Source organism: Muriicola sp. Z0-33, assembly GCF_026126425.1.
Taxonomy (GTDB): Bacteria; Bacteroidota; Bacteroidia; order Flavobacteriales; family Flavobacteriaceae; genus JAFMPW01.
This window is the reverse complement of sequence record NZ_JAFMPW010000001.1, coordinates 119968-135136: the sequence shown is the minus strand read 5'-3', so window position 1 is coordinate 135136 and position 15169 is coordinate 119968. Positions and strand designations below refer to the sequence as shown.

At 41.2% G+C, this 15169-nt stretch carries 11 protein-coding genes; 9 read left to right on the top strand and 2 right to left on the bottom strand.

The features are described 5' to 3' along the window. Positions 1-23 precede the first annotated feature (23 nt). The gene (locus tag J1G40_RS00550; protein ID WP_265240320.1) at positions 24-1247 is read right to left on the bottom strand and encodes a M28 family peptidase; all 1224 of its coding nucleotides are present in this window, start codon (positions 1245-1247) and stop codon (positions 24-26) included. A 38-nt stretch (positions 1248-1285) separates the two neighbouring features. On the opposite strand from J1G40_RS00550, the gene J1G40_RS00545 reads away from it, so the two are divergent. The 3 genes from J1G40_RS00545 to J1G40_RS00535 all read left to right on the top strand — a co-directional run bounded on the left by J1G40_RS00545 (position 1286) and on the right by J1G40_RS00535 (position 4720). After that, on the top strand, positions 1286-2392 hold the full coding sequence (locus J1G40_RS00545) for a TolB family protein (RefSeq protein ID WP_265240319.1): 1107 nt from the start codon (positions 1286-1288) through the stop codon (positions 2390-2392). A 167-nt stretch (positions 2393-2559) separates the two neighbouring features. Then, positions 2560-4356, top strand: coding sequence for a translation elongation factor 4 (gene lepA / locus J1G40_RS00540; RefSeq protein ID WP_265240318.1), 1797 nt, complete (start codon positions 2560-2562; stop codon positions 4354-4356). Positions 4357-4486: 130 nt separating this feature from the next. Then, complete coding sequence (locus tag J1G40_RS00535; RefSeq protein ID WP_265240317.1) at positions 4487-4720, top strand: GTP-binding protein LepA; 234 nt, start codon at positions 4487-4489, stop codon at positions 4718-4720. Positions 4721-4751: 31 nt separating this feature from the next. On the opposite strand, the gene J1G40_RS00530 is transcribed toward J1G40_RS00535, so the two are convergent. Then, entirely contained in the window at positions 4752-6608 is a 1857-nt protein-coding gene (locus J1G40_RS00530; protein ID WP_265240316.1) for a cation:proton antiporter, read from the bottom strand. A 111-nt stretch (positions 6609-6719) separates the two neighbouring features. Between J1G40_RS00530 and J1G40_RS00525 the strand changes: the two genes are divergently transcribed. The 6 genes from J1G40_RS00525 (at position 6720) to J1G40_RS00500 (ending at position 15143) form a co-directional block, all read left to right on the top strand. Continuing rightward, complete coding sequence (locus J1G40_RS00525) at positions 6720-7577, top strand: universal stress protein (protein ID WP_265240315.1); 858 nt, start codon at positions 6720-6722, stop codon at positions 7575-7577. A 1-nt stretch (position 7578) separates the two neighbouring features. Beyond that, positions 7579-9804 carry a SulP family inorganic anion transporter gene (locus tag J1G40_RS00520; RefSeq protein ID WP_265240314.1) on the top strand — a complete coding sequence of 742 codons (2226 nt, stop codon included), beginning with the start codon at positions 7579-7581 and terminating at the stop codon, positions 9802-9804. A gap of 72 nt (positions 9805-9876) precedes the next feature. Further along, complete coding sequence (locus tag J1G40_RS00515) at positions 9877-10737, top strand: MBL fold metallo-hydrolase (RefSeq protein ID WP_265240313.1); 861 nt, start codon at positions 9877-9879, stop codon at positions 10735-10737. Then, complete coding sequence (locus J1G40_RS00510; protein ID WP_265240312.1) at positions 10721-11614, top strand: SMP-30/gluconolactonase/LRE family protein; 894 nt, start codon at positions 10721-10723, stop codon at positions 11612-11614. The genes J1G40_RS00515 and J1G40_RS00510 overlap by 17 nt, the downstream gene beginning before the upstream one ends. Positions 11615-11626: 12 nt before the next feature. Next, positions 11627-13264 (top strand): S8 family peptidase, encoded by a 1638-nt coding sequence (locus tag J1G40_RS00505; RefSeq protein WP_265240311.1) that lies wholly within the window; start codon positions 11627-11629, stop codon positions 13262-13264. 4 nt (positions 13265-13268) lie between these two features. Then, the gene (locus tag J1G40_RS00500) at positions 13269-15143 is read left to right on the top strand and encodes a M1 family metallopeptidase (protein WP_265240310.1); all 1875 of its coding nucleotides are present in this window, start codon (positions 13269-13271) and stop codon (positions 15141-15143) included. Positions 15144-15169 lie beyond the last annotated feature (26 nt).

Sequence of the window (15169 nt, the reverse complement as noted above, 5' to 3'; positions counted from 1 at the left end):
CTATAAAATAAATTAAACTTGGGTTAAAAAGTGATCTCTGCCTCTATTTTCTCTCCATTTCGATCTACTATAACTTTAGTAACATCACCAATATCAAAAACAGACAATGCCCTCATATAACTCATCATATCCACCACCGTACTATCACCCAGTTGTATAACCACATCGCCTTTCTGAAGCCTCGCTTTCTGCGCAGGTTTGTCTTCGCTAATACCGTCTATTCGCATGCCCTTGCCATCGAACAAATAATCTGGTATTACCCCCAGGGCCACTTTAAAACGCGGTACCTCTTCGCTTTCGTTTTTGGTTTTCTTAAAAACCAGCTCCCCGTCATCATCCAATTCGCCAATAACTGCCATAATATAATCTGAGATCATCTCCATGCCTTTGTAATTTAATTTCTCAGCGTCGTCAGAGGGCTTGTGGTAGTCTTCGTGCTGCCCTGTAAAAAAGTGCAATACCGGAATGTCCTGTAAATAAAAAGAGGTGTGGTCCGACGGGCCAACTCCAGAAGGTTTCAGCACCAATTTAAAATCCGTATTACTCGCGTTGAGTACCTGATTCCATATGGGTGAAGTGCCCGTGCCGCTTACAGATAAGGTACTGTCTTTTCGGAGTCTGCCTACCATATCCATATTGATCATATAATTTATTTCTGAAATATCAACGGTAGGGTTTTTAGTGAAGTAATTAGATCCTAATAATCCCATTTCCTCCCCGGAAAAAGCAATAAACAAATAATTATTCCCTGTATTATTCTCCTTCAATTCGTACGCAAGTGATAAAAGCAAAGCCACTCCGCTGGCGTTGTCATCCGCCCCATTGTGAATTGCCGTTTCTCCCCTGTACAAAGACCCTTCGCCGCCCAGGCCAAGATGATCATAATGTGCCCCGATAACAATAGTTGATGTGGCCTGATTATCTAAAAACCCAATAACATTGGTTCCTGTAATAGTACTATCCCCGGAGACCGAATACTCTATCTCCTGGTGGGGGTCTCTTTTGGATTTAAAACTGAAGGTTTGAAAATAAGTGTCTTCTTTTCCCTTAGGTTGTAAGCCAATTTCGGACATCCTTTGCTGCAGGTAATCCGCCGCCTTTATTTCATTGGCTGTTCCTGTCTCACGGCCTTCAAGGGAATCACTTGCAAGAAAGGCAACATCCTCATTAATCGTTACTTTGGGGCCACTTTCTTTTTTACATGCCAAAGCGATTATAAAAAATATGGGTAGAATAATTTTTTTCATCAGATTTGCTTCTAATTTTGGGTAAAATTAAACATCCTATGAGAAGTATTTTCATCCTTACCCTTTTATTAATACTGGGCAGTTGTAAAACGGAAGTTAAAAAGGAACAGCAAAAGGAGCAAGAAAAGGTCTCCCTTATGGCGGGCAGTGATACCCTGATCTATCCGGAAGAGAAATATTTTAAGACAATCCGCCAGGTTACTTTTGGAGGAGACAATGCAGAGGCCTACTGGAGTTTTGACGATAGTAAAATGGTGTTTCAATCTAACAATGCCGCCTGGGGGATGAAATGTGATCAGATGTTTCTAATGAATAAAGGGGAGGTATTTGATGGCATACAGCCACCGATGATTAGCACCGGGATGGGACGTACCACCTGTGCCTACTTTTTGCCAGATAACGAGCATATTGTTTATGGTTCTACACACCTTGCAGATAAGGAATGTCCGGAAGTTCCGCTGCGAAAAAATGGTAAATACGTATGGCCGGTCTATGATAGTTTCGACATTTTTGTGGCAGATCTAAAAGGTAATATTGTTGGGCAACTTACCGATGAACCAGGATATGATGCAGAGGCAACGGTATCGCCAAAAGGGGATAAAATTGTCTTTACTTCCATGCGCAGCGGGGATTTGGAATTGTACACCATGAACCTCGATGGTTCCGATGTGAGACAAATAACCGATACACTGGGGTATGACGGCGGCGCTTTCTTTTCTCCCGATGGCAGTAAAATTATATTCAGGGCCTCCAGGCCAGAAACAGACGCCGCTATTGCCGAGTACAAGGAGCTCTTATCGCAAGGGCTGGTACAACCAACGGAAATGGAACTGTTTATTTGCGATGCAGACGGAAGTAACCTAAAACAACTTACTTTTCTGGGCAATGCCAATTGGAGCCCGTTCTTTCACCCCTCAGGGGAAAAAATCCTTTTTTCGAGCAATTTTGAAGCCGAAAAAGGCTTTCCGTTTAACCTCTACTTTATTGATATCGATGGGAAAAACCTGGAGCGTGTCACCCACGGAAAAACCTTCGACGCCTTCCCGGTATTTTCAAACGATGGCAAATACCTGGCTTTCTCCAGCAATAGAAATAATGGGGGTACCAGAGACACCAATTTGTTTATTGCAGAATGGCAGGAATAAAGGGTGAATATTTTGTTTAGAGACCATCTTCTTATACACTACCTTGCTCTTTATTATCTTCTCGATAGGAAACAAGCTGTCAGGCACAGGTTTTTATATTGGTTCAATTCCGCATATAGGCTCAAAAAAATGTATCTTTGCAGCCTTAATTTGAGGAGTTACTTCACATGAAGCACATTCGGAATTTCTGCATTATTGCCCATATAGACCATGGTAAAAGTACTTTGGCAGACAGGCTTTTAGATTTTACTGGAGCCGTTACGGAGCGCGAGAAAAAGGAGCAGCTTCTGGACAATATGGACCTGGAACGCGAAAGGGGCATAACTATTAAAAGTCATGCCATTCAAATGGAATATACCTATAAGGGCCAGGAGTATGTCCTTAACTTGATTGACACCCCCGGGCATGTAGATTTCTCCTATGAGGTTTCCCGCTCTATTGCCGCTTGTGAGGGGGCATTACTAGTAGTGGATGCTGCGCAGAGTATTCAGGCGCAGACCATTTCTAACCTCTACCTGGCATTAGAGAATGATCTGGAGATTATTCCGGTGCTCAATAAGGTGGACCTTCCCAGTGCAAATCCGGAAGAAGTAACAGACGACATTGTTGATCTTTTAGGGTGCAAACCCGAGGAAGTGATCCCGGCTTCGGCTAAAACAGGTATAGGAATAGAAGAGATCCTGGAAGCCATTATTGAGCGTGTTCCTGCTCCTGAAGGCAACCCCGAAGAGTCCTTACAGGCCCTGGTTTTTGATTCTGTTTACAATCCGTTCAGGGGCGTAGAGACCTATTTCAGGGTAATCAATGGGGAAATTAAAAAGGGGCAAAAGATAAAATTTGTCGCTACAGGAAAAGATTATTTTGCCGATGAGGTGGGTACTCTAAAATTAACACAACAGGTTAAGCCCAGTATTAAAGCCGGAGATGTTGGCTATTTAATCACCGGAATAAAAGATGCCAGAGAGGTAAAAGTCGGGGATACTATTACCGATGCTGCCAATCCGACACAAAACGCCATTGCTGGTTTTGAAGATGTGAAGCCTATGGTTTTTGCGGGTATTTATCCTGTGGATACAGAAGATTTTGAGGAGTTGAGGTCTTCTATGGAAAAATTACAACTGAACGATGCTTCCCTGGTATTTACCCCCGAAAGTAGTATGGCCCTTGGTTTTGGTTTCAGATGCGGATTCCTGGGGATGCTGCATATGGAAATTATTCAGGAACGATTAGAGCGGGAGTTTGATATGACGGTGATTACCACTGTTCCTAATGTAAGTTATCATGCCTATACCACCAAGGACAAGGAGACCCCGTTTGTTGTTAATAATCCGTCAGATTTGCCAGACCCTTCTACCGTTGATCGGGTAGAAGAACCTTATATAAAAGCGACTATCATAACCAAATCAGATTTTGTGGGGAATGTTATGTCGTTGTGTATTGAAAAACGCGGGCAAATTACCAATCAGACCTACCTGACCACAGAACGGGTAGAGTTAACTTTTGATATGCCCCTGGCCGAGATCGTTTTCGATTTCTATGACCGCCTCAAAACGGTTTCTAAAGGCTATGCCTCTTTTGACTATTCACCTATAGGGATGCGGGTCTCTAAACTGGTAAGGGTAGATATCCTTTTAAACGGACAACCGGTAGATGCCTTGTCTGCATTGATCCATTTTGACAATGCTCAAAATATTGGCAAGAAAATGTGTGAAAAATTAAAAGAGCTTATCCCCCGGCAGCAATTTGATATCCCTATTCAGGCTGCTATTGGTTCTAAAATTATTTCAAGGGAAACTATCAAAGCATTAAGAAAAGATGTTACAGCCAAGTGTTACGGAGGAGACATTTCAAGGAAGCGGAAGCTGCTCGAAAAGCAGAAAAAAGGTAAAAAACGAATGCGACAGGTTGGAAATGTAGAAATTCCACAACAAGCATTTATGGCCGTTTTAAAGCTCAATGATTAGAGACTTCCTAACCACAAGATTCTGGCCTTTCACAATTGAATTACTTATTTTTCCTACATTTTAAGAAAGTAAATGCAATTTTACCCCTGTCTTTTGTGTTATTGGTACAATTGAATCATAGTACAACCAAATGACTACCTACATCGCTAAATTCTGTGCCCATCACAGAATTATCCAGATTATGCAACACTCTGTTTTTACCTGGAAACAGGAAGGCGGAGATATCGACAAAGATTTATTAATAGGAAAAATTAAGCGGGAATCCTCTTTGCATTTTTTTAAATTACTGGCCGGGGATCATTATGCGGTTAATATTGAAGATATCGATATAGAAGTAAGCAATATGAAGCCATTCTATAGCTAAATCAATTCATATGGCGCCGTGCAGGAAATGATCAGGCTTCTTCCTGTTCTGTTTCGCCAGGTGAATCTGTCTGTAACATTTTCCCAAGGTATGCCAGCTTATACCCTTCTTTAATATCCTTGAACTCATTGCTAAATGAGGAGATAATCCTTAGCTCACCATCAGGTGCTTTTAAAAACATGGGGACAACATCTTCTTCCATTTTAGTAACCTCGATGAGCCCTTCATAATGCTTATCATCTCTAAGGTCTATTTCGTGAATGGCCGGATATTTTCTGGCAGCTTCGGTAATTTTAATAAAATCATCGGTATGAGAAAAGAGCCCTTCCTTTGGATTGTCTTCCGGGTTGTTCATTTCATCGGCTGTGATTAATCTAAATGCTCCATTTTCACCAAATTGTTTACCAAATTTGTTGATTGCATAGGTATTTATTTCAGAATTCCCTGTAAGGGCCATCAAAATACCTACATCGTTTAACTCAATATTATCGGTAAGTGAATCTGAATATATATTTGCAGTCATGGCCTCCAAACCATGCTCTTTGGCTTTGTTTATATTGGTTTGGTTATTGTCTATAAGAACAACATGCCGTCCATTCTGGTGCAGGTAATTGGCAATCAGCCTCGATGCTTTTGACGCCCCAATTATAAGTATCCCTTCAGATTTTTTAAGGAACACACCCATAATTCTGGCAAAGAATCTGGCCGTGGTGGCATTCAATAGCACCGTGCCCAAAACAATCATAAAGACCAAAGGGGTGATATATTCTGCTCCGGGTTCGCCTTTTAGCAACAATTTGGAACCAAAAAGAGATGCTATCCCAGCAGCGACAATACCCCTGGGGCCAACCCATCCAATAAACAGCTTTTCATTGAGTTTCAATGTAGATTTTCCAGTGCTCAAAAACACACCCACAGGACGTATTACAAACACTACTACGCTAAACAGCAAGAGTGTTTTCCAATTGTATATAAGCTCCATATCACTTATGTTGATATTGGCGGACAAGAGTATAAACAATATAGAAATTAAAAGCACACTGAGCGATTCCTTAAAATAAAGTAACTCCTTTAAATTGGGCACATTGGTGTTTCCCATAACCATACCCATAACAACTACAGAGAGTAATCCGGATTCGTGGGCAAAGGCATCCGATACCACAAACACCCCTAATACCACAGATAACACAACGACATTCAGCAGGTAGTGCGGAATGAAGCTCTTTTTAATCGCGAAGGCAAGTGCATGTGCAAAGGTAAAGCCGAAGGTGCAGCCAAATAAAAGTATCTTCCCAAAGTCTATCAACGCCGTTTTAGTATATGCCTGCCCTTCCCCTACACTTATAAATTCAAAAACCAGTACCGCAACAAGTGCGCCTATAGGATCTATTAGTATTCCCTCCCATTTCAGAACTGCCGATATGTCCTTTTTTAAGGGAATATTTCTAAGAATGGGTGTTATTACCGTGGGGCCGGTAACTATAATGAGAGCAGAAAACAGAAATGAGATTTGCCAGCTAAGATCAAAAATAAAATGCGCTGCCACCCCTCCGCAGATAAAAGTAACAAAGGTGCCAACGGTAATTAGCTTTGTTATCACTGGCCCGACATTAGCAACCTCGGAGCGTTTCAGGGTTAACCCTCCTTCAAAAAGGATAATACTAATGGCTAATGAGACAAAATAATACAATGCCTCCCCAGGGAAAAGACCTACTTCCCCGTTCCATATTGGTTCTATTAATTTGCCTCCACTATCGGTATACAAGGTTGCTATTGGCCCCACAAGCAGCCCTATAATAATTAACGGGAGAATGGCAGGTAGCTTAAGTCTCCAGGCCACCCATTGTGCAATAATCCCAAGAATAACGATACCGGCGAGTTCAATCATATAGTAATTCCTTAGTTAATAAAGCATATATTCGCAAAAATAGGGAATTAGCGTTTCTCTCAGATCCTGTTATATATTTAAGAACTATATTGGCCCTGAAACTGCCTCTCAATGACCAACGATATTCAGCCTTTCAAGACATTATTGTTCGGATTTGCATTTTCTCCAACCCTGGAGGCCAATGTTTTGGAAACTAGTAGGATTGCACACTTTTTCAATGCCAAGCTAATCTTGCTTCACGTAGGAGAAAAGACTCCCGAAAAGCAGTCCAAGATAGATGCCATTCTTGAAAAAACGCTTTATAAAGACTTTCCAATAGAAATTAAGTGGATGGAAGGCAAGCCGGTGGCAACAATTCTGCTCGCCTGTAAAAAGTTTAATGTAGACCTATTGGTATTAGGTGCCTTACAGCACGAGAATATTTATCAGTTTTACGTGGGTTCCATTGCCCGCAAACTAACCAGAAAAGTAAATTGTTCAGTGCTTTTGCTTGTAAGACCTTCTGCAGAAAGGGTTCCTTGTAAACATGTGGTAGTAAATGGCCTGGACGCCCCGGAGACCCCGGTGGCAATAACCGACGCCTTTTACGCGGCCTATGCACTGGGGTCTCAACAAATCACCGTTGTCGAAGAAATCCTCCAGAGAGAAATCCATGTTACCGTTGAGGATGACAAATCTCTAAAAAAAGCCAATATAATGAAGGAAAGGCTAAAAGAAAGAGAAGAGTCCAGGGTAAGAAAGATTATTGCTCAGCTTCCAGAAAAATTAGTAAAGAATATCAAAGTAAAAACTCAGAGTATTTTTGGAAAGAGAGGATATTCTATAGGACATTATGCAGAGGTGGTCAGGGCAGATTTGCTGGTGATGAATGCTCCTTCAAAAACCGGGCTTCTGGATCGTATCTTTACCCACGACATTGAATATATTCTATCAGATTTACCCACCGATTTATTAATCATCAGAAAATAATTTGAATTCTAATCCCAGCCATACTGCAACGTTTTTTAAAACGCTTCCGAAAAATATTTTTTCTGGTTTTGTGGTGTCTCTAATTGCCCTGCCACTAGGTCTCGGCCTTGCCCTCGCAAGTGAAGCCCCGCCAATATCGGGTATCATCGCTGCCATAGTAGGTGGAATTGTAGTGGCCATACTTGGAGGGTCTCATGTTACTATAACCGGGCCGGGAAATGGCCTTGTAATAGTTCTCCTTGGAGCTATTACTACTCTTGGAGGAGGAGATCTGTATCAGGGCTATTTGGTTACCCTTGCAGCTATTGTCTGTTCAGGAGTTCTAATGATTATTCTAGGGTTCCTTAAAATGGGTCGTTTGGCCGATTTCTTCCCGGCTTCTGCCATTGAGGGTATGCTCGCTGCCATTGGGATAGGAATTCTTTCCAAACAATTTCATATCATGCTTGGGAATATGGGTGCTTCCGGAAGTATCATAAACATGCTCTCAGATATTCCCAGGGAGATATTCTCGGTTTTTCAGACCAGTGATTCCGGGGTTATAATTGCTGCAATTATAGGCGTATTCAGCCTTTCAATAATGGTCTTTTATTCTAAAATAAGAAACCGATGGTTTCATCTGATTCCGGCGCCCATGTGGATACTAATAATTACAGTGGGCTTAAGTTATGTCTGCGATTGGTTGAATATCCCTTATCCCCTGGATGCTAAATATCTTGTAAATATTCCGGATAATGTTATAGAGAGTTTGGCCTTTCCTGATTTTTCAATGATAGGCGACCGTGAATTTATCCTGGCTGTTTTTGCCATTACACTGATCGCCAGTATAGAGTCGCTGCTGAGCATAAAAGCAGTAGACAAGTTAGATCCGGAAAACAGGCGTTCTAACGTAAACAAAGATCTAAAGGCCCTGGGCATAGCTTCTGCGGTAAGTGGTTTTTTTGGTGGCCTTAATGTGGTAACTGTAATAGCCCGCAGTTCTGTTAACGTAAATAGCGGGGCAACAAACAGGTCTGCCAATCTTTTTCATGCGCTATTTCTTATTGCCTTTGTCCTCTTGCTTCAAGAGCAACTCAGAAAAATTCCACTTGCGGCCCTGGCGGCCATCCTGGTGTATACCGGCTATAAGCTGGCTACCCCTAAAACGTTTAAAAAGGTAGCAAAAATAGGAAAGGAACAAATGGTCATTTTCCTGGCAACCTTACTGACCACTTTATTTACAAATCTGATAACAGGTATCGGTGTTGGGATATTGGTCACTTTTGTAATCCATGTTATAGTCAACAAAAGCTTTACATTGTTTGTGAGCCACCTGATAAAGCCAAACATTCTTCTGTTTAAAGAAAAAGATGAGGGAAACTATTATATCAGTGTTAAACATTTCTGTAGTTTTCTGAATTTTTATAAGCTCAAAAACAAATTGGACGTCATTCCCGAAAATGAAGATGTGGTCCTGGACTTTTCGATGTGTAGTTTTGTAGATGATACCGTTATGGAGGGATTGGAAAATTATGCAGACACTTTTACAAAAAAAGGAGGAAGTGTTGAAATCATTGGGCTAGATAAGCACGAAACAGACTCAACACACCCCTTCGCCATTCGTAAGATCATCCCATTAGCCGCCCTGAATCCTATTGAGCGCTATTTTACCAAAAGGCAGGAAGACCTTAAAACTACAGCCAGGGAGTACCACTGGGAATATATCCCTAATAAAAATACGAACACAACTATCCTGAAAAGCTTTGTGTTCTTCAGAACCAGAAATATAAGTTACTACTATAACAACCTTTTAGACCGCGACAAAAACTGTAGTGTGTTTGATATTGAATTCAGTGAAGGAGAATTTATTGCCAAAGAAGTGGTGAAAACAACCGTAATGCACATAAAACTGGTCCAAAACATCCCCGTATTCACATTGGACAAGGAAGGCCTCCTACAGTTTCTTTATGGCCTTGCCGGTTTTAAAGATATTGATATTGAGCATCATTCGGATTTTAACAGGCGGTTTTACCTCAGTGGTCCGGACACAGCCGCCATTCTGTCTTTCTTCTCTGATGAACTGGTGCTATTTCTGGAGAGCAATCCATATTATCACATAGAATCTAACGGTAAGTCACTACTCATCATGAAAAAAGAGAGGTTACTGGGAGTTCAGGAGATTAAGAGAATGATCTATTTTGGGCAACAGCTGCAACAATTACTCTTAAAGGAAGAAATTCCCTATTGATTTGTTAAAATGATATGCAATAAAGGCATAACCCTTTAGCTTTGCGTATTTTGCAAAAAACTGTTTCCCTATATGAAATTATACCCCATTGAAACCGGTAATTTTAAATTAGATGGGGGTGCTATGTTTGGGGTGGTGCCTAAAACCCTCTGGTCCAGAACAAATCCGGCCGATAGTAACAACATGATTGACATGGCTGCTCGCAGCCTGTTGATAGAAGATGGAGACCGCTTAATCTTAATAGATACAGGACTGGGTAATAAACAATCCGAAAAATTTTTCAGCTACTACTTCAGGTGGGGAAACCATACTTTAGAATCCTCCCTTAGAAAACATAACTTTCACCCGGATGATATTACAGACGTTTTTATGACGCATTTGCATTTTGATCATTGTGGGGGAAGTGTACAATGGAATAGCAACAGAACAGGCTATGAACCCGCTTTTAAAAATGCTGTCTATTGGACTAACAAAGCGCATTGGGATTGGGCCATACAGCCCAATATAAGGGAGAAGCCATCATTTTTAAAAGAGAATTTATTGCCAATGCAAGAAAGCGGTCAGCTTAAGTTTATAGAGCGGCCTGCATCTTCTTTCCTACGGCAATCAGCTTTAGGTTTTGACATCCTGTTTGTAGACGGGCACACTGAAAAACAAATGATCCCGCATATCAGCTATCAAAACAAAACTCTGGTGTTCACCGCAGATCTTTTGCCTACAGCGGGTCATATTCCACTGCCTTATATTATGGGTTATGATACCCGGCCCCTGCTGACACTCAACGAAAAAGCTGCTTTTTTGGAAAAAGCAACCGAAGCCGAATATTACCTTTTTCTGGAACATGACGCTCACAATGAAATTTGTACTTTGCAGCCTACCGAAAAAGGTGCAAGACTAAAAAACACACATACTTTTGATGAAATTTTTAATTAAAATACTACTCCCTGCATATCTGATTATTGGCGCTGTTTCCTGTAAGGACCCGGAAATTAAAAGTGCCGACTTTACCAGTGAATTTGGTTTTACCAAAGGTATAGAGGGGCCCGCTGTTAACGCTCAGGGAGATCTTTTTGCCGTAAATTTCGAAAGTGAAGGCACAATTGGCCGTGTAGATCAACAGGGAAATGGTGAAGTCTATCTTACTTTGCCAGAGGGGAGTATTGGTAATGGCATACGCTTTGATACTGAAGGTAATATGTTTATAGCTGATTATATGGGGCATATCGTGTATCGTGTTAAAAAGAACACGAAAAATCCGGAAATATGGGCTCGCGATTCTACAATGAACCAACCTAACGACCTTGCGATAAGTCCGGATGGCACCCTTTATCTTAGTGACCCCAACTGGTCTGAAAGTACCGGCCAAATTTGGATGGTTTCCCCCAATAGAAAGATAGAACTTCTGGAAGCAAATATGGGAACTACGAACGGGGTAGAGGTAAGTCCCGATGGTAAAAATCTATATGTAAATGAATCCGTTCAAAGGATGATATGGAAATACGATATCCTGGAAAATGGTAAGCTTGCCAATAAAAGGCAATTTCTTTCTTTTGAGGATTTTGGTTTAGATGGTATGCGTTGTGATATTAAAGGGAACCTTTATATCACTCGATATGATAAGGGCACAGTACTCATTGTGAGTCCGGAAGCTGAATTCATGAATGAAATTAGCCTGAAAGGGAAGAAGCCTTCTAATATTGCCTTTGGTGGCGAAGACGGCAAAACGTGCTATGTGACTATGGCAGATCGCGGATGTTTTGAACAGTTCAGGGCGCCATTCCCTGGAAATTATTATAGCAAAGTACACTAATAATTATACGTAATGACTTATAAAACTTTTAAATCTATCTTCCTGGCCGGCGCAATGGCGCTGTTGTTTTCTGCCTGTGGTGCTACAGCACTGGTAAGCACTCCAATAGAAAATATTGACAATACCCCCTTAAAAATTGCTGAACTATCAGAAGCAGAAAAAAAATCATGGATGCACGCCGACCTGCGTAGCGATACCATTCCAGGGATGAGTGTAGACAAGGCTTACAAAGAAATTATTGGCAACAAACGAGGGAAAACCGTAATAGTTGCTGTAATGGATACAGGAATAGATTTAAAACATGAGGACCTCGATGGTGTAATATGGGTAAACAAGGGTGAAAGAGCCGGCAATGGAAAAGATGATGACAAAAACGGATATATAGATGATATTCATGGATATAACTTTTTAGGAGAGGCATATCACGAACAACTGGAAATGACCAGAATTGTGAAGCTCAAAAAAGGCGATGCATCATTACAAAGCAAAGCAAAATCCAAATTAGACGCAGAGCGTTCGCAAACAGTTCAATACAAACAGCAGTATGAACAAATTCTTCAGGCTGTAAAAAATGCCGACGCAGCTGTAAAACAACATCTGAAAAAGAACAGCTATACCAAAAAAGACATTATAGCAATCAAGACAGAAGACCAGGCCTTGCAACAGCATATAGCTATTTTAAGGCATATGTTCGACATCAAAGACACCATTCCCGAAGTAATAGAAGAGCTCAATAATGGGTTAAAGCACTTCGATGAACAAATGAAATATCATCTAAATCTAGATTTTGACGGTCGTGCTGTGGTTGGTGATAATCCTTATGATATTAAAGATGTGAGCTACGGTAATGGAAATCCCATGAACCGCTCTGCAGATGAATCGCATGGAACACATGTAGCAGGGATTATCGCGGCAGAAAGAAATAATGGTAGAGGCATGAAAGGCGTGGCAAATAATGTAAAAATAATGAGTATACGCACTGTGCCCAACGGTGATGAGTACGACAAAGACATTGCTTTAGGGATAAGGTATGCCGTAGACAATGGTGCCAAAATAATCAATGCAAGTTTTGGCAAATCTTTCTCACCAAATGCTCTCTGGGTCTACGACGCCCTTAAATATGCTGCCGAGAACGATGTTCTGTTTATCCATGGCTCCGGGAACGACTCAGAAAACCTGGACGATCCTAATAATCCCGGATTTCCAAACGACCACAACAATCATCTTGGGGCTGAAATAGTTAATAATGTATTGGAAGTAGGCGCATTAGAACCAAAATACGGCGCTCAGATGGTTGGCAGTTATTCTAACTACGGACATAAGAATGTGGATGTCTTTGCCCCGGGAAGTGCAATTTATTCGACCCTCCCAGGAAACAAATACGATTTTCAGGATGGTACCTCTATGGCGGCACCTGCAGTTGCCGGGGTAGCTGCCCTGATACGCTCTCATTACCCTAAATTGACTGCGGCTCAGGTGAAAAAGATAATTATGGTTTCTGGCCAAAAAACTAAGGCCACGGTTATATTAGAAGGCGATACAGAGAATGTAAGAACTTTTGATAAAATCTCTAAATCGGGGAAAATGGTCAATGCTTTCAATGCCCTGATACTTGCCGAAAAAGTCTCCAGAGGAAAAATAAATATTTAAGAATATGATGTTGAAAAGGAAGGCCTTAACAATTTTGGGCTTATTTATTCTTGTTGCACTTAAAGCCCAGGTTTCACCCGGATATTGGCAGCAACATGTAGATTATACAATGGAAGTAGCTATGGATGTAGACAACTTCCGATATAATGGCACCCAAAGATTAATTTATACCAATAATTCCCCTGATGCACTGTCCAGGGTTTTCTATCATATGTACTTTAACGCTTTTCAGCCAGGAAGTGAAATGGATATGCGCTTGCAAAGCATTAAGGATCCGGACAGCAGAATGTATAAAAATGGTAAAAGCAGAATTGCAGGTCTCTCTCCTTCTGAAATTGGTTATCTACGGGCTACTTCGCTTAAACAAGATGGAAATGATGTTGTTTTCACCATGGAAGATACTGTTCTAGAAGTAACGCTCAATACCCCTATACCCCCAGGGGGAAAAACCACTTTTGACATGGTTTTTGAAGGTCAGGTTCCCGTACAGATAAGAAGATCCGGGAGAAACAACAATGAAGGAGTTGCTCTTTCTATGAGTCAGTGGTATCCTAAATTGGCTGAGTATGATTTTGAAGGCTGGCATGCCGATGCATACATTTCTCGAGAATTTCATGGTGTATGGGGCAACTTTGATGTAAAACTGACACTTGATAAAAACTATGTGGTTGGGGGCAGTGGTTATTTGCAAAACCCCAATGAGATTGGACACGGTTATCAGTCGCCAGGTACCCAGGTTAAAAAACCAAAAGGAAAAACGCTGACCTGGCATTTTAAAGCGCCCAATGTCCACGATTTCATGTGGGCGGCAGATCCCGAATACATTCATGATACACTTCAGGTAGAGAACGGGCCTAAGCTTCATTTCTTTTATAAAAATAATCCTGATATTCTGGAAAACTGGAAGAATTTACAGCCAAAAACTGAGCAGGCACTGAGGTTTATTGAAAATAATATCGGAGCATATCCATATAAACAATATTCGGTAATACAAGGAGGTGATGGTGGAATGGAATATGCAATGGGCACTCTGATTTTGGGAGAAGGAACATTTAGCGGACTAGTAGGTGTCACGGTGCACGAGTTGGCACACTCCTGGTTTCAGCATATTCTCGCGAATAATGAATTAAAGCATGGATGGATGGACGAAGGGTTTACCGAATTCATCGAAACACTTTGTAAAAATAGCATTATGGACCAGAATAAACCCAATCCCTTCAGGTCGCACTATGCAGGATATTATTCTCTGGCCAGATCGGGCAAAGAACAGCCACAAACAACGCATGCAGACAGGTATGACGTTAATTTTACATATGGTCAGGCCATTTATAATAAGGGGGCGGTGTTTTTGTCTCAATTGGGCTATGTCATTGGCCAGGATAAGTTGATGGAAACACTTAGAAAATACTATAATGACTTTAAGTTTAAACATCCTACTCCAAACGATTTAATAAGAACTGCAGAAAAAGTTTCGGGAATAGAGCTCGACTGGTATCTTATGGACTGGACCCAGACCACAAATACTATTGACTATTCGGTAAGTAAAGTGGAGGAAGACGATGGGAAAAGCAAAATTACACTGCAGCGTATTGGTTTAATGCCTATGCCAATAGATATTTTAGTGGTTTACAATGATGGTTCACAGGAATTATTCTATGCGCCTTTAAGGATGATGCGCGGAGAAAAAGACAATCCCTATCCCAGCCTGAAAAGAACGGTGCTTGATGATTGGCCCTGGGTGAGCCCAACTTTCCAATTTAGCCTGGAAACCCCCATTGATCAGATTAAAGCAGTGGTTCTGGATCCTTCAGAATTAATGGCCGATATAGACCTTACAAATAACTTTTGGCAAGCAGAAAGTATTGCGCCCAAGGAATAGACTAGTGAAATTTAAGGGCTTCTTTG

Excerpts from the sequence above, each read along its gene's own strand:
- J1G40_RS00510 (WP_265240312.1), top strand. The coding sequence starts at position 10,721 with ATGAAATTTTTAATTAAAATACTACTCCCTGCATATCTGATTATTGGC.
- lepA (WP_265240318.1), top strand. The coding sequence starts at position 2,560 with ATGAAGCACATTCGGAATTTCTGCATTATTGCCCATATAGACCATGGT.
- J1G40_RS00525 (WP_265240315.1), top strand. The coding sequence starts at position 6,720 with ATGACCAACGATATTCAGCCTTTCAAGACATTATTGTTCGGATTTGCA.
- J1G40_RS00535 (WP_265240317.1), top strand. The coding sequence starts at position 4,487 with ATGACTACCTACATCGCTAAATTCTGTGCCCATCACAGAATTATCCAG.
- J1G40_RS00500 (WP_265240310.1), top strand. The coding sequence starts at position 13,269 with ATGATGTTGAAAAGGAAGGCCTTAACAATTTTGGGCTTATTTATTCTT.
- J1G40_RS00550 (WP_265240320.1), bottom strand. The coding sequence starts at position 1,247 with ATGAAAAAAATTATTCTACCCATATTTTTTATAATCGCTTTGGCATGT.
- J1G40_RS00515 (WP_265240313.1), top strand. The coding sequence starts at position 9,877 with ATGAAATTATACCCCATTGAAACCGGTAATTTTAAATTAGATGGGGGT.
- J1G40_RS00545 (WP_265240319.1), top strand. The coding sequence starts at position 1,286 with ATGAGAAGTATTTTCATCCTTACCCTTTTATTAATACTGGGCAGTTGT.
- J1G40_RS00530 (WP_265240316.1), bottom strand. The coding sequence starts at position 6,608 with ATGATTGAACTCGCCGGTATCGTTATTCTTGGGATTATTGCACAATGG.
- J1G40_RS00505 (WP_265240311.1), top strand. The coding sequence starts at position 11,627 with ATGACTTATAAAACTTTTAAATCTATCTTCCTGGCCGGCGCAATGGCG.